This is a genomic window from Thermoflexus hugenholtzii JAD2, from assembly GCF_900187885.1.
GTDB lineage: Bacteria > Chloroflexota > Anaerolineae > Thermoflexales > Thermoflexaceae > Thermoflexus > Thermoflexus hugenholtzii.
Genome location: NZ_FYEK01000003.1, coordinates 253,977 through 271,812, shown reverse-complemented (window position 1 = coordinate 271,812; position 17,836 = coordinate 253,977). Strand labels below are relative to the sequence as shown.

The 17,836-nt window shown below is 67.6% G+C and carries 15 protein-coding genes and 1 pseudogene; 11 read left to right on the top strand and 5 right to left on the bottom strand.

Going from position 1 to position 17,836, the window contains the following annotated elements:
* Window position 1: 1 nt before the first annotated feature.
* Window positions 2–1,081, bottom strand: a complete 1,080-nt coding sequence (locus CFB18_RS01725; RefSeq protein WP_088570075.1) for a pyridoxal-phosphate-dependent aminotransferase family protein — start codon at window positions 1,079–1,081, stop codon at window positions 2–4.
* A gap of 221 nt (window positions 1,082–1,302) precedes the next feature.
* A complete protein-coding gene (locus tag CFB18_RS01720) occupies window positions 1,303–2,133 on the bottom strand; it encodes an HAD family hydrolase (RefSeq protein WP_088570074.1) in 831 nt (276 codons plus the stop codon).
* A gap of 264 nt (window positions 2,134–2,397) precedes the next feature.
* Here CFB18_RS01720 and carA point away from each other — a divergent pair, with 264 nt between their 5' ends.
* The 11 genes from carA to CFB18_RS01665 all read left to right on the top strand — a co-directional run bounded on the left by carA (window position 2,398) and on the right by CFB18_RS01665 (window position 15,291).
* On the top strand, window positions 2,398–3,516 hold the full coding sequence (gene carA / locus CFB18_RS01715) for a glutamine-hydrolyzing carbamoyl-phosphate synthase small subunit (RefSeq protein ID WP_088570073.1): 1,119 nt from the start codon (window positions 2,398–2,400) through the stop codon (window positions 3,514–3,516).
* Between the two features lie 195 nt (window positions 3,517–3,711).
* Window positions 3,712–6,930 carry a carbamoyl-phosphate synthase large subunit gene (carB, locus tag CFB18_RS01710; protein ID WP_088570072.1) on the top strand — a complete coding sequence of 1,073 codons (3,219 nt, stop codon included), beginning with the start codon at window positions 3,712–3,714 and terminating at the stop codon, window positions 6,928–6,930.
* A gap of 52 nt (window positions 6,931–6,982) precedes the next feature.
* Window positions 6,983–7,468, top strand: coding sequence for a permease (locus CFB18_RS01705; RefSeq protein WP_159461522.1), 486 nt, complete (start codon window positions 6,983–6,985; stop codon window positions 7,466–7,468).
* A gap of 126 nt (window positions 7,469–7,594) precedes the next feature.
* Complete coding sequence (locus CFB18_RS01700; RefSeq protein WP_088570070.1) at window positions 7,595–8,209, top strand: RNA polymerase sigma factor; 615 nt, start codon at window positions 7,595–7,597, stop codon at window positions 8,207–8,209.
* Window positions 8,199–8,714: an anti-sigma factor family protein gene (locus tag CFB18_RS01695; RefSeq protein ID WP_088570069.1), complete on the top strand. Its 516-nt coding sequence runs from the start codon at window positions 8,199–8,201 to the stop codon at window positions 8,712–8,714. Before CFB18_RS01700 ends, CFB18_RS01695 begins: the two co-directional genes overlap by 11 nt.
* 261 nt (window positions 8,715–8,975) lie before the next feature.
* On the top strand, window positions 8,976–9,605 hold the full coding sequence (locus CFB18_RS01690; RefSeq protein WP_159461521.1) for a TetR/AcrR family transcriptional regulator: 630 nt from the start codon (window positions 8,976–8,978) through the stop codon (window positions 9,603–9,605).
* Window positions 9,606–9,675: 70 nt separating this feature from the next.
* Window positions 9,676–10,797, top strand: coding sequence for an ABC transporter permease (locus CFB18_RS01685; protein ID WP_088570067.1), 1,122 nt, complete (start codon window positions 9,676–9,678; stop codon window positions 10,795–10,797).
* A 98-nt stretch (window positions 10,798–10,895) separates the two neighbouring features.
* Window positions 10,896–11,825: an ABC transporter ATP-binding protein gene (locus CFB18_RS01680; RefSeq protein WP_088570066.1), complete on the top strand. Its 930-nt coding sequence runs from the start codon at window positions 10,896–10,898 to the stop codon at window positions 11,823–11,825.
* A complete protein-coding gene (locus CFB18_RS01675) occupies window positions 11,818–12,789 on the top strand; it encodes an ABC transporter ATP-binding protein (RefSeq protein WP_088570065.1) in 972 nt (323 codons plus the stop codon). The genes CFB18_RS01680 and CFB18_RS01675 overlap by 8 nt, the downstream gene beginning before the upstream one ends.
* On the top strand, window positions 12,786–14,042 hold the full coding sequence (locus CFB18_RS16155; RefSeq protein ID WP_088570064.1) for an HlyD family secretion protein: 1,257 nt from the start codon (window positions 12,786–12,788) through the stop codon (window positions 14,040–14,042). The genes CFB18_RS01675 and CFB18_RS16155 overlap by 4 nt, the downstream gene beginning before the upstream one ends.
* Before the next feature lie 13 nt (window positions 14,043–14,055).
* Window positions 14,056–15,291 carry an HlyD family secretion protein gene (locus CFB18_RS01665; protein ID WP_088570063.1) on the top strand — a complete coding sequence of 412 codons (1,236 nt, stop codon included), beginning with the start codon at window positions 14,056–14,058 and terminating at the stop codon, window positions 15,289–15,291.
* A 36-nt stretch (window positions 15,292–15,327) separates the two neighbouring features.
* Here CFB18_RS01665 and CFB18_RS01660 read toward each other — a convergent pair whose 3' ends face one another.
* The 3 genes and pseudogenes from CFB18_RS01660 to CFB18_RS01650 all read right to left on the bottom strand — a co-directional run.
* Complete coding sequence (locus CFB18_RS01660; RefSeq protein WP_088570062.1) at window positions 15,328–15,594, bottom strand: hypothetical protein; 267 nt, start codon at window positions 15,592–15,594, stop codon at window positions 15,328–15,330.
* 201 nt (window positions 15,595–15,795) lie between these two features.
* Window positions 15,796–16,956 (bottom strand): pyridoxal-phosphate-dependent aminotransferase family protein, encoded by a 1,161-nt coding sequence (locus CFB18_RS01655; RefSeq protein WP_200808027.1) that lies wholly within the window; start codon window positions 16,954–16,956, stop codon window positions 15,796–15,798.
* A 106-nt stretch (window positions 16,957–17,062) separates the two neighbouring features.
* Window positions 17,063–17,836: pseudogene (locus tag CFB18_RS01650) on the bottom strand (hypothetical protein); the annotation flags it as partial.

The window sequence follows — 17,836 nt, the reverse complement described above, 5'->3', positions numbered from 1 at the left end:
CTCACTTCGCAGCGAGCCATTCATCGATATCCGTTAGCAGCGCCTCGATGTGGTGGAGCTGGATCTCCCCCATGTGGGCGATGCGGAAGGTCTTCCCCTTCAACGGGCCGTAGCCGGAGGAGATCACCTTGCCCCGCCGGCGCAGGAATTCGTTCAGGGCGCTGATGTCGATCCCCCGGGTGTTGGACACGCAGGTCAGCGTCCAGGAGCGGTGGCCGTCCTCGGCGAACAGGGCGAACCGCTCTGAGGCCCAGGCCTGCACCCGTTCCGCCATGCGGCGGTGGCGCTCCCAGCGGGCCTCCAGCCCTTCCTTTAGGATATGGTCAAACTGCCGGTCGGCGGCGAAGAGCAGGGAGATGGCGGGCGTGGCCGGCGTCTCCCCCCGGTCCGCGTAACGCGCCATGGTGAGCAGGTCGAAATAGTAGCCCCGATGGGGCACCTCCTTCGCCTTCTCCATCGCCCGCTCCGACACGGCGCAGAAGGCCAGCCCCGGGGGCAGGGCCAGGCATTTCTGAGAGGAGGTGAGGACGAAATCCAGGCCCCAGGCATCGGTCTCCAGGGGCGCCCCGCCCAGGGAGGAGACCGCGTCCACCAGGATCAGCACGTCCGGGAAGGCCTGGCGCACCGCCGTGGCGATCTCCGCCAGGGGGTTCATCACCCCCGTAGAGGTCTCGTTGTGCACGACGGTGATGGCCTCGGCGTCGGGGTGAGCGGAGAGGGCCTCCACAACCTGCTCAGGCCGGATGGCCTGCCCCCAGGCCACGGAGAGGGCGACTGCTTCTTTCCCGTTGGCCAGCGCCACCTGATGCCAGCGCTCCCCGAAGGCGCCGTTGATCAGGCAGAGGACCTTCCGGCGCACCAGGTTGCGGATCGCGGCCTCCCACAGGCCGGTGCCGGAGGCGGCGACGAAGAACACCCGCCCGCGCGTGCGGAAGATCGCCTGCAGGCGCGGGATCAGCCGCTCGAACAAAGCGGTGAACTCTCGGCTGCGGTGGCCGATCATCGGCCGGGCCTGCGCCCGGGCGACCTCCTCCGGGACATACGTCGGGCCGGGGATGAAGAGCATCGGCGCCTCTTCCATACGGGATCCACCTCCTTATGCCTCCGGTAGGGGGGCTTTCGCCCCGACCCCTTTGTCTTCGATGATACCGGGGTTCGCGGCGGAAGCCGCTCTTACACCAAGGCTCAAGCTACCTCGCCATGCCAGGGTTAGGTGATTACCCCGAACCTCGGCTTTCGATCCCATGATGGGTCGCGGCGAAAGCCGCTCCTACAACTCGGGATGCCGAAATGAATTTCGGCTTACAGCGCGTGCCACGCCTGAAGGAACCGTTCATGACGGACAGGATCTCGAAAGCGGGCCTCGCCGTTCTGGAAAGCCCGCAGGCCTTCCCGCAGGGTTTCCTCCGCCGGGGTTCCCTGCAGGGCCCGGGCGCGTTCGGGGGAGAGCGCCAGGGGGAGGATGGGCGCCAGACGCGGGCACCGGATGTAGACGTCGGCCCCTTCCGCGACGACGGCCCGGGGGAACACCCCACCGAACCCCACGAAGAGATGCACCGCCTCCTGGGCGGCCAGATCGGTGATCCCATCCCCCACCAGCATCAGGCGCCGCCCCGGCGCCCGAAATCCCTGAAGCAGGCGAGCCTTCCCGCCCTGGGCGATCAGGGGGGAAGGATCCACGCCGACCGCCGGCCCTTCCTCCCCCCGCCACCACGCGCCGGCGAAAGGATCGTAGCGCGGGCGGACGGCGTGGATGCGCTGGGCGGGGATGCCCAGGAAACGCCCCAGCCCCCGCACCGCGTCCTCCAGGCCGCCGCTGACCAGATGCACGGAGATCCCACAGGCGTGAAGCGCGTGGATCACCAGCGGGACGTCAGGAAGGAGATGATCCCGGTAGATGCGGATCAGCTCCCGGATCTCCGCGCGGGTCGGGCGGATCAGCGCAAGGCGTTGCTCGTAGATCGCCTCCAGGGGGAGATGGCCGGACATCGCGGCCTCCGTGAGGGCGGCCACCGCTGTCGCCTGGCCCCGTCGCCGGGCCAGCTCCACGATCCCCTCCACATCCACCAGCGTCCCGTCACAGTCCAAAAACACATGGGTGAACGAGACCCAGCGGACCGGTCCGGCCTCCATCCCGCCCACTCCGTGAAGGATTTCGCAAGATTATACCACGGATCGCAAGAGGGGCCGTCCCCGAATCTGAAAGATGAAGGCACGACTCCGACCTCCGGAGCCTCGGGCATACCCCATGCGTGGGTTCGTGCCCTCACTCGTATAGTGGACGACTTCCCCAGGGCGTCTTGACGGGGATCCGGCCCATGGTTAAGATATTCCCTCAAATCGCTCCATGGAGCACAAGACCGGATATGGCATCGGAGAACGGAAGGGGAGATCCGGATGCAGGGAGTTCTGGCACTGGAGGATGGGACAGTCTTGATCGGGCGGGCCTTCGGGGCGCGGGCCACCGTGGTGGGGGAGGTGGTTTTCAACACCGCGATGACCGGCTATCAGGAGATCCTCACCGATCCTTCTTATCGGGGCCAAATGGTGGTGATGACGTGTCCCCACATTGGCAACGTGGGGGTGAACGATGAAGACGTGGAAAGCGATCGCCCCCAGGTCGCCGCCTTCATCGTCCGCGCCTTAAGCCCGGTGGTCTCCAACTGGCGGGCGAAGGAGAGCCTGGAGGAGTATCTCGCCCGCCATGGCGTGCCCGGCCTGTGCGAGGTCGACACCCGCGCCCTGACCCGGCGGATCCGGGAGAAAGGAGCGATGAAGGCGGCCCTCTCCACAGAGGGGGTGGACCCCGAGACGCTGGTGGAGATGGCGCGGGCCTGGGAAGGGCTGGAGGGCCGGGATACGGTCCGCGAGGTGACCTGCGCCGCTCCCTACGAATGGATACAGGGGTCCGGCCGCTGGCAGCCCCATGGCTTCCAGCCGGATCCCGAGCGACGGCGCCACGTGGTGGTGTATGACTTCGGCGTCAAGCGCTCCATCCTCCGGCGGCTGGTCGATCGAGGATGCCGGGTCACGGTCGTGCCCGCCTACACGCCCGCGGCGGAGGCCCTCCGCCTGCGGCCCGATGGGATCGTCCTCTCCAACGGACCGGGGGATCCGGCGGGGCTGCCGGAAATCGTGGGGATCGTGCGCCAGCTCCTCGAGGCGGAGATCCCGCTCTTCGGCATCTGCCTGGGCCATCAGCTGATCGCCCGGGCCATCGGCGCCCGCACCTACAAGCTCCCCTTCGGCCACCACGGGAGCAACCACCCGGTCCTGGACCGGACCACCGGTCGGGTCCAGATCACCGCCCAGAACCACAATTACGCTGTGGACCCCGACACCCTGAACCCGGATCAGGTGGTGATCACCCATCTCAATCTGAACGACGGGACGGTGGAGGGGCTGGCGCTGCGGGATCGACCGGTGTTCTCCGTGCAATACCATCCGGAGGCCAACCCCGGCCCCCACGACGCAGACCCCATCTTCGATCAATGGGTGGAGAAGTTAGGACGCTAACGTCGGTATCCTTCCAAACCCAGCACTTTCGCTTTCGACATGAAGGCTTCCGTTACAGCGCTACAGGAAAATACAGGAAGTTATCTCGCTGCATTTTCTTTCTGTAGGAGGGGCTTTAGCCCCGAACTCTTTTGTCTATACAGGGGCGGGCTTTGGGAAACGCCCGCCCATTTGTGAAGCGAGGTGGGAATCCGGATGCCGCGGCGCACCGACATCCGCTCCATCCTGGTCATCGGCTCCGGGCCGATTGTGATCGGCCAGGCGGCCGAGTTCGACTATTCGGGGACCCAGGCCCTCAAGGTCCTGCGGCGGGAAGGCTATCGGGTGATCCTGGTCAACTCCAACCCGGCCACTATCATGACCGACCCCGAGATGGCTGATGCCACCTACATCGAGCCCCTGGTCCCGGAGATCCTCGAGCGGATCATCGCCCGGGAGCGCCCGGACGCGTTGCTCCCCACCCTGGGCGGCCAGACCGCCCTGAACCTGGCTATGGCGCTGCACGAACAGGGGGTCCTGGCGCGCTACGGGGTGGAGCTCATCGGCGCCTCCCCTCAGGCGATCCGCATCGCGGAGGACCGCCTCGCCTTCAAAGAGGCGATGGAGAAAGCCGGCCTGGAGGTCCCCCGCAGTGTCCTGGCCCGCTCCGTGGAGGAGGCGCTGGCCTTCGCCGAGCAGGTGGGCTACCCGGTGCTCATCCGCCCTTCCTTCACCCTGGGCGGCACCGGGGCCGGCGTCGCCCGTTCCCGGGAGGAGCTGATCGATCGCGTGGATCTGGCGCTGCGCCTCAGCCCCGTCGGCTCGGCCCTCATCGAGGAGTCCCTTCTGGGCTGGAAGGAGTTCGAGCTGGAGGTGATGCGGGATCGCCACGACAACTTCGTGGTGGTGTGCTCCATCGAGAACCTGGACCCCATGGGCATACACACCGGGGACTCCATCACCCTGGCCCCGGCCCAGACCCTCACGGATAAGGAGTATCAGCGCATGCGGGACTGGGCCCGGGCGGTGATGCACGCGGTGGGGGTAGAGACCGGCGGCTCCAACGTCCAGTTCGCCGTGAATCCCCGCGATGGCCGGATGCGGGTCATCGAGATGAACCCGCGGGTCTCCCGCTCCTCCGCCCTGGCCTCCAAGGCCACGGGCTTTCCCATCGCCAAGATCGCCGCACTCCTCGCAGTGGGCTACACCCTGGACGAGCTCCGCAACGAGATCACGCGGCGCACGGTGGCCGCTTTCGAGCCGGCCATCGATTACGTGGTGGTGAAGATCCCCCGGTGGGCCTTCGAGAAGTTCCCCGGCGCCGATCCGACCCTCGGCCCCCAGATGAAATCCGTGGGGGAGGTGATGGCTATCGGGCGGACTTTCAAGGAGGCGCTCCAGAAGGCGATGCGGGGGTTGGAGATCGGGGCGAAGGGCTTTGAGGGATTCCCGCCGGAGCGGCGGCCCTCCGATCTGCGGGCCGCCCTGGCCTGCCCGAACCCGGATCGTCTGCGGGCCGTCCACGACGCCCTGATGGCTGGAATGCCGGTCGAGGAGGTCGCCGCCCTCACCGGATACGACCCCTGGTTCGTCGTTCAGATGGCCGAGCTGGTCGAGCGGCAACGGGAGCTGCGCCGCTACACCCTGGCCACAGTCCCGGCAAGCCTGTTGCGCCAGGCCAAGCGGGAGGGGTTCTCGGACGCCCAGCTGGCGGCCTTCTTCGGCTGCACGGAGGAGGCGGTCCGCCGCCGCCGGGAAGCCCTGGGCATCCGCCCGCGCTACGCCCAGGTGGACACCTGCGCGGCGGAGTTCGAGGCTTACACGCCCTATCTTTACAGCACCTACGAGGAGAGCGATGAGGCTCCGCCGACGGATCGCCCCAAGGTGGTGATCGTCGGCAGCGGCCCCAACCGCATCGGGCAGGGGATCGAGTTCGATTACAGCTGTTGCCAGGCCGCCTTCGCCCTACGGGAGCTGGGGATCGAATCGATCATGGTGAACTCCAACCCGGAGACGGTGAGCACGGACTACGACACCTCGGATCGCCTGTATTTTGAGCCGTTGACCCTGGAGGATGTGCTGAACATCGTTGAGCGGGAGCGGCCCCTCGGCGTCATCGTGCAGTTCGGGGGGCAGACGGCCCTCAACCTCACCATGCCCCTGCACCGCGCCGGGGTGCCCATCCTGGGCACTTCCCCCGACGCCATCGACCTGGCGGAGGATCGAGGGCGGTTCAGCGCCCTGTTGCGGGACCTGGACATCCCTCAGCCGGAGCATGGGACGGCGACGTCCGTCGAGGAGGCCCTTGAGGTCGCCCGGCGCATCGGCTACCCGGTTCTGGTCCGGCCCAGCTATGTCCTGGGCGGGCGGGCCATGGCCATCTGTTACGATGAGGAGACCTTGAAGGCCTATATGGCCGAAGCGGTGTGGGTCTCTCCGGAGCGACCGGTGCTGATCGATCGCTTCCTGGAAGATGCCTACGAGGCCGAGGTGGACGCGGTGGCGGATGGGAAGCACGTGGTCATCGGGGGCATCCTCCAGCACATCGAGGAAGCCGGGGTGCACTCCGGAGATTCCGCCTGCGTGCTGCCGCCCTACAAGATCTCCCGCTATCACCTCCAGATCATCGAGGAATACACCGAGCGGATCGCCCTGGCCCTGGGGGTGCGGGGGCTGATCAACATCCAGTTCGCCATCAAGGACGACATCGTCTACGTCCTGGAGGCCAACCCGCGGGCCTCCCGCACCGTACCCTTCATCAGCAAAGCCACCGGGGTTCCCCTGGCCCGCATCGCCACCCGGGTGATGCTGGGGCAGTCCTTAGAGGAGATCGGCTTCACCCGTTCGCCGGAGGTTCGGGCGTTCTTCGTCAAGGAGGCGGTCCTTCCGTTCCGCAAGCTGCCGGGTGCGGACGCCATCCTGGGCCCTGAGATGAAATCCACCGGCGAGGTGATGGGCTGGGCGGAGACCTTCGGCCACGCCTTCGCCAAGGCGGAGATGGCGGCTGGGGATGCTTTACCCCTCGGTGGCACGGTGCTGCTCTCGGTGAACGATTTCGACAAAGGGAACGTGTTGAAGATCGCCCGGGATTTCTATCGCCTGGGCTTCCGACTGATGGCCACGCGGGGCACGGCGGAGGCCCTGCGACGGGTGGGATTGCCGGTGGAGGTGGTGAATAAGGTGAGCGAGGGCTCCCCCCACGTGGTGGACGCCATCCGGGAGGGGCGGGTGCAGCTGATCCTGAACACCCCCCTGGGGCCGCGGGCCTACACCGACGGCATGCGGATCCGCCAGGCGGCTGTGCGCTACGGGGTGCCGTTGCTCACCACCCTCTCCGCCGCCGCCGCCGCCGTCCAGGCCATCCGGGCCATTCGCGAGCGGGACTTCACGGTGATGAGCCTGCAAGAGCACTACGCCCGGAAGCGCAGTGCGTGAGGAATTCCGCCCTGAGGGAGCCAGATCGCATATGAAGAAAAGGGGGATCCCTATGGATGTCGGGACCGCTGTGGTGCTGATCCTCGCGGTGGGGATGGTGGGGGTGGCCTATGCGCGGGGCGGGGAGGTGGCGGCGGCCGGATGGCGGGGGGTGGGGCGGGCCGTGCGCGACTTCCTCCCGCTCTTCCTCGGGATCTTCATCGTCATCGGCTTCTCAGAGGTCCTGATCCCCCGTGAAGCGATCGCGCGGTGGCTGGGGCCCAGCTCGGGCTGGCGAGGGATCCTGATCGCCAGTGGGGTGGGGATGCTGATCCCCGGCGGGCCCTTCGTCTCCTTCCCCCTGGTCGCGATGCTCTATCGGGCCGGAGCCGGCATCGGCGCGGTGGTCGCCTTCGTCACCGCCTGGTCCCTCTGGTCCCTCACCCGGCTGCCACTGGAGTTCGCCCTCCTGGGCCCGCGCCTGATGATGGCACGTCTGATCTCCACCCTGTTCATGCCCCTTCTGGCCGGGTGGATCGCCCACTTGCTCTTCGATTAGCCCTGGGCTCTTCCCTTCCGGGGCAACTGCGAGCAGTTGCCCTACATCGTCCGGCGCGACCTGTAACTGGAGAACGCTCTTCCTCGTAGAGGAAGATGGGGTCGAAAGCCAAAGCGAGGGGGAGGGATGGGCGTCCAGGGCTCGTCGGAGGGCGAACGAGACTGGATCCTGGCTGCTCGCAATGGGGATCTGAACGCCTTTGAGCGGCTGGTGGCCGCCTACACCCGCCCCATCTACAACCTGTGCTATCGCATGCTGGGGGATCCCCACGAAGCCGAGGATGCCACCCAGGAGGTCTTCCTCCGGATTTATCGCCGGCTCCATGCGTATGATCCGGCGCACCGGCCTGCCTCCTGGATCCTGTCGATCGCGGCCCACTACTGCATCGACCGGATTCGCGCCCGGCGTCCCGTTCTCCCTCTCGAGGACGTGCACCCGGAGCCCCAGACGCCAGAGGAAGCCCGACCGGACGCGCTGGTGGAACGTCAGGAGCAGGAGGCATGCCTGCGGGAGGCCCTGGGCCAGCTGAAACCGGAGGAACGCGCCGTCCTGATCCTGTATTACTGGCATGAGCGCTCGTGCGAGGAGATCGCTTCCATCCTGGGCCTGCAGCCGGGGACCGTCCGCGTTCGTCTCCATCGGGCCCGCCTCCGCTTGGCCGAGCTGCTCAAACCCCATCTCCTCGCCGGTGCTCTGAACGGAAGGGATCCGTCTGCATCCGGAGGAGGCCATGACCTGTGACCGGTTTCGCGAGCGGATGATCGATCTCTTGGAGGGTGGGCTCACGGGCTCTGAGGCCCGGGAGTGGGAGGCTCATCGGATGCTCTGCCCGGCCTGTCAGACCCTGTGGGAGGCTGCCCGCATGGCCGACGCCTGGCTTCGAGCGGCTCCCCCAGCGCCTCCTCCTCCTGACCTCTCCCTGCGGGTGATGCGACGGATCCGGCGGGTCGCCGCATGGGAAAGCCGGGGGGCTTTCTTGCTCTTCCTCCTGATCGGCTTGGGGCTCGCGCTGGCATGGAGGGAGTTCCTTCTGGCCATCCCGGTATGGGTCCATAAGCTATATCCCCTCTTCCTTGAAGCGGGCGGGTTGCTTCAGGGGCTAAGCCGCCTCCCAGCGGCCCGCTGGGGGATGATGGTTCTCATCGGGCTCGCCGGGCTTTCCTCCTATACGCCGTCCGGATCCGACGAGGCCCGTCCGGTTCTGGACATCCTGGGGCGGTGGGGGAAGCCCGGCGGAGATTGCTGACCTCGAGGCAAGGCCTTCGTTCGAGGGCCGGGAGGAACCCCGGATGCCCTCCCGGCCCCTTCCTTTTCCCATACCTGGGGGGCTTCTTGACCCAAGGCTCGATATGGGTTACTATATTGATTGATCGATCAATCAATTTTGAACATCCTGAGGAGCCTGGAGGGCCCACGAGCTGTCTCCGGCCTGAGCTCACTCATGAATTCAACGGGGGAGGGGATGGGTCAGGGATCTGATCGTCGCCGGAGCCGAGACCGGGAGGCCATGCGTCAGCGGATCATCGAGGCTGCCTTCCGGGTTTTCCTTCGCAAGGGCTTCCGGGGGACCTCGAACCGGGAGATCGCCCGGGAGGCCGGGATCTCACCGGGCCTGATCTACTGGTATTTCCGGAACAAGGAGGATCTTTTCCAGGCGGTGGTGGAGGCCAAGTCTTTCATCCTCCCCCTGCGGCGCATGGCCCGGGAGATGCGGGGGGCCCCGCCTCGGGAGTTCCTCGCCGAGGTGATGCGGATCGGGCTCTCCCTGTATGAGGATCCAGCGAGGATGGCGGCGCTGCGGTTGTTGTTGCCCGAGGCGATCCGCAACGGCCGGATCCGACGGATCTTCGTCAATCGGGCGATCCGCCCGGGCCTGGAGGCCATCACGGCTTATTTGACCGCGCAGCAGGCCAAAGGGAGGGTGCGTCCGCTGGACCCGCGGATCAGCGCCCGTCTCTTCATGGGCCTTTTCCTCTCGCAGGCTCTCCTGAGCCATTTGCTGCGTCTCCGATCCCCGGTGCCGGCCCGCCAGCTGTTCATGGAGGCCCTGGAGGTGTATCTGCATGGGATCCTGAACCCAGAGGCCGGGGAAGGCTCGGCGGGAGGAGAGGCGAAAAATTTTTCGCCCCCAACTTGACCAACAGCATGGGTGCCGCGCCGCTACGCCTCTGCTGGGTGTGATCCTCCTTCGGGAGATGAAGGCTGGGATGTTCCAGCGCATCGGGGCGGTGATCTACAAAGAAGTGTTGCACATCGTGCGGGATCCCCGCACCCTGGCGGTGATGTTCATGATCCCCGTGGTCCAGCTCTTCCTGCTGGGCTATGCGGCGACCACCGATGTGAAGCACGTGCCCATGGTGGTCCTGGACTGGGATCGCACTCCCCAGAGCCAGGAGCTGGTGGACACCTATCGGGCGGTGGATGTCTTTCGCATCATCGGCTATGTGGAGCGACAGGAGGATCTGGCGCGGCTGCTGGATGCAGGGATCGCCCAGGCGGCCCTGCTGATCCCGAAGGGATACGGGGCGGATGTCCTGGCCGGCCGCCTGGCCACGGTGGGGCTGATCATCGACGGCAGCGACCCCGCGGTGGCCAGCAATGCCTACGCGGCGGCCCTCTCCATCGCCCAGAACCACTCCACGCAGATCCTCCGGCGGACGCTGAACCTGGATCCCCGGCGGATGCCCGGCCTGGATCCACGTCCCCGGGTCTGGTATAACCCGGAGATGCGCAGCGCCAACTATATGATCCCGGGCCTGATCGGTGCCATCCTTCAGTTCCTCACCATGCTCCTCACGGCCCAGGCCATCGTCCGGGAACGGGAGCAGGGGACGATGGAGCAGCTCATCGTCACGCCCATCCGGCCGGTCGAGCTGGTGGTGGGGAAGGTGGCCCCTTACGTCCTGATCGCCTACATCGATTTCGCCATCATCCTGACCCTGGGGGCCCTCTGGTTCCGGGTGCCCTTCCGGGGGAACCTGGGCCTGCTCCTGGCCCTCTCCGGGTTGTTCTTGCTTTCCTCCCTGGGGCTGGGGCTGCTGATCTCCACGGTGGCCTCCACGCAGCGGGAGGCGATGTTGCTGACCTATTTCCTCCTCCTGCCTTCCATTTTCCTGGCCGGCCTTCTCTTTCCCATTCAAGCGATGCCTCAGGTCCTTCAGTGGATCAGTTATCTGATCCCTCTCCGCTACATGCTGGTGATCCTGCGCAGCATCATCGTGAAAGGGGTAGGCATCGAGCCGTTGTGGGATGAGACTGTTGCGCTCCTCCTGTTCGGGGTAGCGGCCATGGGCCTGGCGGCCCGCCGCTTCCGGAAGCGGCTGGAGTAGGAGCGGCTTCCGCCGCGACCCCCTGCGTCATCGGAGACGAAGGGTTCGGGGCGAAAGCCCCTCTCACAGGAAGATCAATATCGCGGCTTCAGCAGGTTATGGCTGGCGAAGCGGTGTGGGTCGAACATCTGGAGAAACGATTCGGGGCGGTGCATGCCCTCCGGGATCTCTCGTTCGTGGTGGAGGACGGAGAGATCTTCGGGATCATTGGGCCGGACGGGGCGGGGAAGACCACGCTGCTGCGTCTCCTCGCCGGGGTCCTGCGGCCGGACGCGGGGACGATCCGGGTGCTAGGGCGGGATCTGCTGCGCGAGCCCGAGCGGATCCGTCGATCCCTGGGTTACATGCCCCAGAGCTTCAGCCTCTATGGAGATCTCACGGTCCGCGAGAACCTATCTTTCTTTGCGACGATGTATGGATCGCGGGACCCCGAATGGATCCGGCGGATGCTGGGCTTCGCCCGCCTGGAGCCGTTCCTGGATCGCCGGGCGGCGCAGCTCTCCGGGGGCATGCAGAAGAAGCTGGCCCTGATCGGGGCGATGGTCCACCGGCCCCGCTTGCTGCTCCTGGACGAGCCCACCACGGGGGTGGACCCGCTGTCGCGGCGGGAGCTCTGGGATCTGCTCAGCGAGTTCCATATGCGGGGGGTGACCATCGTCGTCACCACGCCGTATCTCGATGAGGCGGAGCGCTGCACCCGGGTCGCCCTGATGCACCAGGGGCGGATGCTGGCGGTGGACATGCCAGGGAGGCTGCGATCTTCGTTCCGCCATCCGGTGATCGAGATCCTCGCTCAGCCGGTCCTGCGGGCCCAGGCGGCCCTGGCGGCCCATCCGGCGGTTCTGGAGGCTGTGGTCCTGGGGGATCGGGTGCGGGCGGTGGTCCGGGAGGACGGAGTGGCCCTTTCCGAGCTCGTCGCAGCGCTGCGGGCGCTTCCGGGGATCGAGGTTCAGGAGGCCCGCTGGGTCCCTCCGCGTCTGGAGGAGGTGTTCGCCTACCTGATGCGTCGGGAGGGAGGCCGTGGCTGAGGTGGTGGTCCGAGCGGAGGGCTTAACCCGGCGGTTCGGCGCGTTCACCGCTGTGGATCACGTCTCCTTTGAGGTCCGGCGGGGGGAAATCTTCGGCTTCCTGGGGCCGAACGGGGCGGGGAAGACCACCACCATCCGCATGCTGCTGGGGCTGCTGGAGCCCACGGAGGGCCGGGCGTGGGTGCTCGGGCATGATGCCACCCGGGAGACCGCGCGGATCCGCCCGCGCATCGGTTACGTGAGCCAGCGGTTCAGCCTGTATCCGGATCTCTCCGTGGAGGAGACGCTGCGGTTTTATGGGGCCGCTTATGGATTGCCCGCCCAACGGCTCCGGGAGCGGATCCCGATGTTGCTGGAGCGGCTGGATCTGGCCGGGCAGTCCCGGCGTCTGGTCCGTCACCTGGCGGGAGGCTGGCGGCAACGGATGGCCCTGGCGGTGGCCCTGCTCCACGAGCCGGAGATCATGTTCCTCGACGAGCCCACCGCGGGGATGGACCCCCTGGCCCGCCGGGAGATCTGGGCGTTGCTTTACCAGCTGGCCGAGCGGGGGGTGACGATCTTCGTCACCACGCATTATATGGATGAGGCGGAGCAGTGCTCCCGCCTGGCGCTCATCCACAACGGGCGCCTGCTGGCCCAGGGAACCCCTTTCGAGCTCAAGGAGCGGGCGGGGCCAAAGGGGATCGTCGCGATCTCCGCCACGCCGCTGGAGCGGGCTTTCCTTCTCTTGCGGGACTGGCCCTTCTTCCAGCACGTTGCCTTCCACGGTGCCCGGATCCACGCCTATCCCCGGGATCCGGGGCTCTCCATCGAGGAGATCCGCCGCCGTCTGGAGGAGGCAGGCCTGGAGGAGATCTCCGTGGAGTGGATCCGGCCTTCTCTGGAGGATGTGTTCCTCTGGCTGGTGGATCAGGCGGCGCAGGAGGCGGAACTCCCTTCGCGGTCAGGAGGTGCGCTTCGATGAACGAACGCAAACACCTCGGATGGTGGCTGGGGTTGCTCGTCCTGCTCAGCGCCTGCCGGCCGGGGGCCGCTCGGCCGCTGGTGGTCTCCGGTTATCTGGAGGCGCGGACGGTCGACGTGATCGCGGTGGAGGGCGGTCGGGTGCTTCAAGTTCGGGTGGAGGAAGGGGATGTCGTCCGGCCCGGGCAGCCTCTCGTGGATCTGGACCCGGCTTTTCTGGAGGCCCAGATCCGAATGGCCGAGGCCCAGGTGGCGCAGGCCCGGGCCGCGCTGGAAGCCCTGGAGGCGGGGCCCCGGGAGGAAGATCTGCGGGAGGCGGCCGCGCGGGTGGACCAGGCCCAGGCCTTGCGGGACGGCGCCTATCAGGCCTGGCAGGACGCGCAGGCGATGCTCCGGGAGCCTCAGGAACTCCTGCTCCAGCGGGAGGTGGCCGCCGCGCAGGTCCGGGTGGCCCAGGCGCGGCTGGAGCAGGCGGTGGCCCTGAAGGACATCGCGGAGCGGTTGAAGAGCCGGGCCGAGGCGGCGATGCGGGAGTGGGAGCGGCTTCCCCCACCTCTCCGTCCGCCGTTGCCTGCGGAGGTGCGGGACGCGGCCTATGCTTACTGGTCCGCCTGGGCGGAGGTCAACCGGGCCGGCGCCGCCTACGATGGAAGCCGTGCCCTCCTGGAATACTTGGATGCGGTGATCCGGGATCCGATCGCGTTGCGGGCGCAGGTGGTGGAGGCGGAGGGGCGGTATCGGGCCGCGGAGGCCGCGTTGGAGGCCGCCCGGGCGCAGCAGGCGGCCCTCCGGGCGGGTGCCTCGCCGGAGCAGCGGGAAGCCGCGCGGGCACGCTTGCGGCAAGCGGAGGCGGCCCTGGAGGCCCTGAAAGCCCGCCGCGCCCGCTTCCAGCTTCTCGCTCCACAGGGAGGGATCGTGGCGTTGCGGGCGGTGGAGCCCGGCGAGCGGGTGGCCCCTGGGACCCGGGTGCTGCAGCTGATGGATCTCCAGACTCTGGAGCTGGTCGTCTACATCCCGGAGGCCGCGCTGGGTCGGGTGCGACCCGGGATGAAGGTCCCGGTGACCGTGGAGGGGTTCCCGGGCGAGCGGTTTGAGGGGGTGATCGTTCAGATCGCGGAGGAGGCCTCCTTCACCCCGCGCAACGTCCAGAGCCCGGAGGAGCGGGCGCGCCTGACCTTCGCGGTGCGCATCCGCCTGGAGAACCCGGACGGTCGTCTGAAGCCGGGAGTGCCCGTGGACGTTGAGCTCCCTTGAAGGAGGATCCCGAATGCGCCGCTTCGCTGCAATGCAGATGCTCCTGATGCTCGGGATCATCGGGGGGATCGGAGGATGGGCTCTTCTACGGCCCCCTCGAAGCGCCGAGGGGATAGAGATGCGGTTCTCCGGCACCCTCACGGGTCGGAGCGTTCGCCTTTCGACAGAGGTAGGGGGAACGGTGCGCTGGCTGGCGGATGAGGGGACGACGGTGGAGGCGGGAGAGATCGTCGCCGAGCTGGAGGATCCGGTCCTCCGGCAACAATTCCAGGAAGCGGAGGCGGCGGTGGAGGCGGCCCGGGCGGAGCTCGCCGCGCTGGAGGCGGGGGCCTCACCGGAGCAGCTCGCTGCCCTCGCCGCGCAGGTCCGCCAGGCGGAGGCGGAACGCGCCATGGCCGAAGGGCTCTGGCGGATGGCCCTGCGTCAGCTGCAGACGCCTCAGGATCTGGAGCGCCAGATCTTGGAGGCCCGGACGGCGCTGGCGGCGGCGGAGCAGGGAGTGGAACGGGCCCGGGCCGATCTGGAGAAGGCGCGGGCGGAGCGGGATCGTCTGCCCTTTGATCAGCGGGAGATCGCCGACCGGCAGGTGGCCGCGGCGGAAGCGGCGTTGCGGGCGGCGGAGGCGGAGCGGGATGCCGCCCGGGCCCGACTGGAGGGCCTCCTTCGGATCCGCCAGCAGCCCCTCGCGTTACAGGCCCAGGTCCATGCGGCGGAGGCGCAGGCCCGGGCGGCGGAGGCCGCCGTCCGGGCGGCCCAGGCCCGGCTGGATCGCGCCCGGAACGGGCCTGCGCGATGGGAGCGGGATGCGGCCCGGGCGGCCGTGGCCCTGGCCGAGGCGCGACGGGATCTGCTGCGCTTGCAGGTCGAACGGCTACGCCTCACCGCGCCCTTCACCGCGACGGTTTCCGAGCATCTGGCCCGTGTCGGAGAAACCCTGGGGGCCGGACAACCTGTCCTCAGCCTCAGCACGGTGGATCCCTTGGAGATCACGATTTATGTGCCGGTGGGGCAGGTGGGGCGGCTGCGTGTGGGCCAGCCTGTGAAGGTTCAGGTGGATGCCTTCCCCGGCGAAACATTCCCCGGTGTGATCGCCCGCATCGCACCGGAGGCGACCTTCACCCCCCGCAACGTCCAGACCCGGGAGGAGCGTCAGGCGTTGGTCTTCCCGGTGACCGTGCGGGTGCCCAACCCGGAGGGACGGCTGAAGGCCGGGATGCCCGCCGATGTCCTGCTTTCCCTCGGGCCCTGAACGATCCCGAGGGCAGGGAAGCCGCGCGTTCCGCCTTCAGGCGCGGAAGAAAGAGGGAACGAAGGGAACCAGCGCGTCCCAGCCTTCGGTGATCACCCGCTCCCGGGTGGCCGGATCCAGCGTCAGGGTCACGGTCTCCCCTTCCGTGCGGATCACGAAGGTGACCGTCTCCCCGTTGTTGAGAAGGATCTGAGTGATGCAGGGGCGATCCACACCCAGCGGATGTTCCGCCAGGAAAGCGAAGCACCGAACGCAGAAGGGGAGACTGCCCGTGCACAAGTCCCGATCAATGTAAATCTTCATGGGATCCTCCCCCATCCTCAAGCCCGATGCGCGTGCGATGTCTACAGGATCCAGCGTTGCGATTTCACTGAGATCCGTTTTTAGTATCCCGCTTTGGGAAGCCCCAGGATAGTGAGTTCCAACAGGGAGAAGAGGTGAAGATCGGCAGGGGGAGTGAGAGGGGGACGGCAGGAAGCCGCCCCCCTCCCGGAGGTGGGATGTTCAGCGGGTCCATTCGGCCTGGGCGGCGGCGACGCCGGCCCCGGGGGTGACCGGGTGCCCCAGGCGGCGCAGGGCGATCTCGATGGCGCTGAGGGTCTGGAGGAGGGCCGGCAGGCCGATCTCCCCCATATGGCCGACCCGGAAGGAGCGGCCGCGCAGGGCGGGGTGGATGGCCCCGGCCACCGTCACCCCGGCCGCTTCGATCTCCCGGATCAGGCGGTCATCGATCCCATTGGGGTAATAGATCACGCTCAGGGTGACGGCGGCCCAGGCGGGATCCCGGGGCACCATCTCCAGCTCCATCGACTGCATTCCGGCCCGGAAGGCGCGGGCGATCCGCTCGTGGCGGGCCCATCGCGCCTCCATCCCCTCGGCGCGGATGCAGCGGAGGGAGACGGCCATGGCGGCCACCAGGTTGACGGCGGGGGTGGCGAAATAGGCAGGGCGGCCGGCCTGGAAGGCCTCCATCACCGGGAGCCACTTCCCCCAATCGGCGTAATAAGATCGCGTCCGGGTTCGCCGGCGTCGATAGGCCTCCAGGGCGGAGGGGCGGGCGACAACGATGGCCAGCCCCGGCGGCACGGCCAGCGCCTTCTGGGACCCGGTGAGGGCGACATCGACCTCCCAGGCGGTCTGGTGAAAGCGTTGCCCGCCCACGGCGCACACGCCGTCGACGACCACCAGGGCGCCGTAGCGGTGGGCCAGGGGAGCCCAGCGCTCCACCGGGGCCACGACCCCAGTGGAGGTGTCGACGTGGGTGAGGGTGAGGACCTTCGCCCCCTGCTGCAGTGCCGCTTCGATTTGGCTCTCATCCGGCAGGGCGCCGGGCTCCGCCGTCACCCGGATAACGTGCGCGTCCAGCCATTCGGCCAGCTCGGCCATCCGGGCGGCGAAGTAGCCGGTGTCCACGACCACCACCCGATCCCCCGGCTCCACCAGGTTGGCCAGGGCCATCTCCATCGCCAGGGTTCCGGACCCGGGGATCAGGAAGGGCTGGCCGTCGGGGGCGTCGAAGACCTCCCGAAGGCCGTCCAGGGACTCCTGCATCAGGACGGCGAAGGCGGAGGACATGTGGCTGAGAGGCGGGCGGGCCATCGCGGCCAGGACCTCGGGGTCCACCTCGACGGGACCGGGGATCATGAGCAGGGTGCGTGGCGTCATGGATGGCGCTCCTCAGGAAAAGATAGAACCCGGAGGGCGAGACCGGCCATATCCGCGCACCGCCCTCCGGGGGACGGTCTCCATTTGGGAGGGCGAGGCTTGACCTTTACCGCGCTCCCTTTCGGGAAGCTGTCTTTTTTCGCCTGGAGACGGGGGGACCGCCTTTCCCCCAGATGACCCGTCCGTAGGAGAAAACCAGGTGGAAGCCCAGATTGTAGATCCGTTCCCGCACCTCGGGACGGGCCCGATAGCAGAAGCATACGGGGACGATGAGACGCTCTTTCTTCTCTCCCCTCTGATGGGTCAGATATTCCGAGATCAGGGGCAGCTTTTTAGCGAACCGCTCCACCTCCCCGACGGTGATGTTGTGTTTGGTCTCCCCTACGATCCAGATTTCGTATTTGGGGCGGGCGGGGTCATAGGCCCGGCCCATGATATCGACTTCCAGCTCGTGGTCGTCCCAGCGCAGGAAGGTGCGTTCCAGGACGTCCACCTTCCATCCCAGCTCCCGGGTGAACGTGTCGTGGATGACGATGTAGGCGGCGTCCTCGAGGTCGCCGCCGATCACATCGCTCAAGGCCCCGACCTGGCGAGTCATCTGTTCCATTAGCCGCTCCAGTCGGGCGATGCGTTCTTCCGCCTGGGCCTGGGCTTCGGTTAGGCGGGCGAGGGCTTCCTCCAGGCGGCGCTGGCCCTCCTCCAAGCGGGCCACGCGTTCTTCGGTGCGGGCCTGGGCTTCGGTTAGGCGGGCGAGGGCTTCCTCCAGGCGGCGCTGGCCCTCCTCCAAGCGGGCCACGCGTTCTTCGGTGCGGGCCTGGGCTTCGGCCAGGCGAGCGAGGGCCTCTTCCAGGCGACGCTGATTCTCTTCCACACGGGCGAG

Bases quoted from the DNA above. Each gene is read 5' to 3' on its own strand.
- CFB18_RS01690 (WP_159461521.1), top strand. From the start codon at position 8,976: ATGCGTCAGCGGATCATCGAGGCTGCCTTCCGGGTTTTCCTTCGCAAG.
- CFB18_RS16155 (WP_088570064.1), top strand. From the start codon at position 12,786: ATGAACGAACGCAAACACCTCGGATGGTGGCTGGGGTTGCTCGTCCTG.
- CFB18_RS01680 (WP_088570066.1), top strand. From the start codon at position 10,896: ATGGCTGGCGAAGCGGTGTGGGTCGAACATCTGGAGAAACGATTCGGG.
- CFB18_RS01685 (WP_088570067.1), top strand. From the start codon at position 9,676: ATGTTCCAGCGCATCGGGGCGGTGATCTACAAAGAAGTGTTGCACATC.
- CFB18_RS01720 (WP_088570074.1), bottom strand. From the start codon at position 2,133: ATGGAGGCCGGACCGGTCCGCTGGGTCTCGTTCACCCATGTGTTTTTG.
- CFB18_RS01660 (WP_088570062.1), bottom strand. From the start codon at position 15,594: ATGAAGATTTACATTGATCGGGACTTGTGCACGGGCAGTCTCCCCTTC.
- carB (WP_088570072.1), top strand. From the start codon at position 3,712: ATGCCGCGGCGCACCGACATCCGCTCCATCCTGGTCATCGGCTCCGGG.
- CFB18_RS01700 (WP_088570070.1), top strand. From the start codon at position 7,595: ATGGGCGTCCAGGGCTCGTCGGAGGGCGAACGAGACTGGATCCTGGCT.
- CFB18_RS01705 (WP_159461522.1), top strand. From the start codon at position 6,983: ATGGATGTCGGGACCGCTGTGGTGCTGATCCTCGCGGTGGGGATGGTG.
- carA (WP_088570073.1), top strand. From the start codon at position 2,398: ATGCAGGGAGTTCTGGCACTGGAGGATGGGACAGTCTTGATCGGGCGG.
- CFB18_RS01695 (WP_088570069.1), top strand. From the start codon at position 8,199: ATGACCTGTGACCGGTTTCGCGAGCGGATGATCGATCTCTTGGAGGGT.
- CFB18_RS01665 (WP_088570063.1), top strand. From the start codon at position 14,056: ATGCGCCGCTTCGCTGCAATGCAGATGCTCCTGATGCTCGGGATCATC.
- CFB18_RS01725 (WP_088570075.1), bottom strand. From the start codon at position 1,081: ATGGAAGAGGCGCCGATGCTCTTCATCCCCGGCCCGACGTATGTCCCG.
- CFB18_RS01655 (WP_200808027.1), bottom strand. From the start codon at position 16,956: ATGACGCCACGCACCCTGCTCATGATCCCCGGTCCCGTCGAGGTGGAC.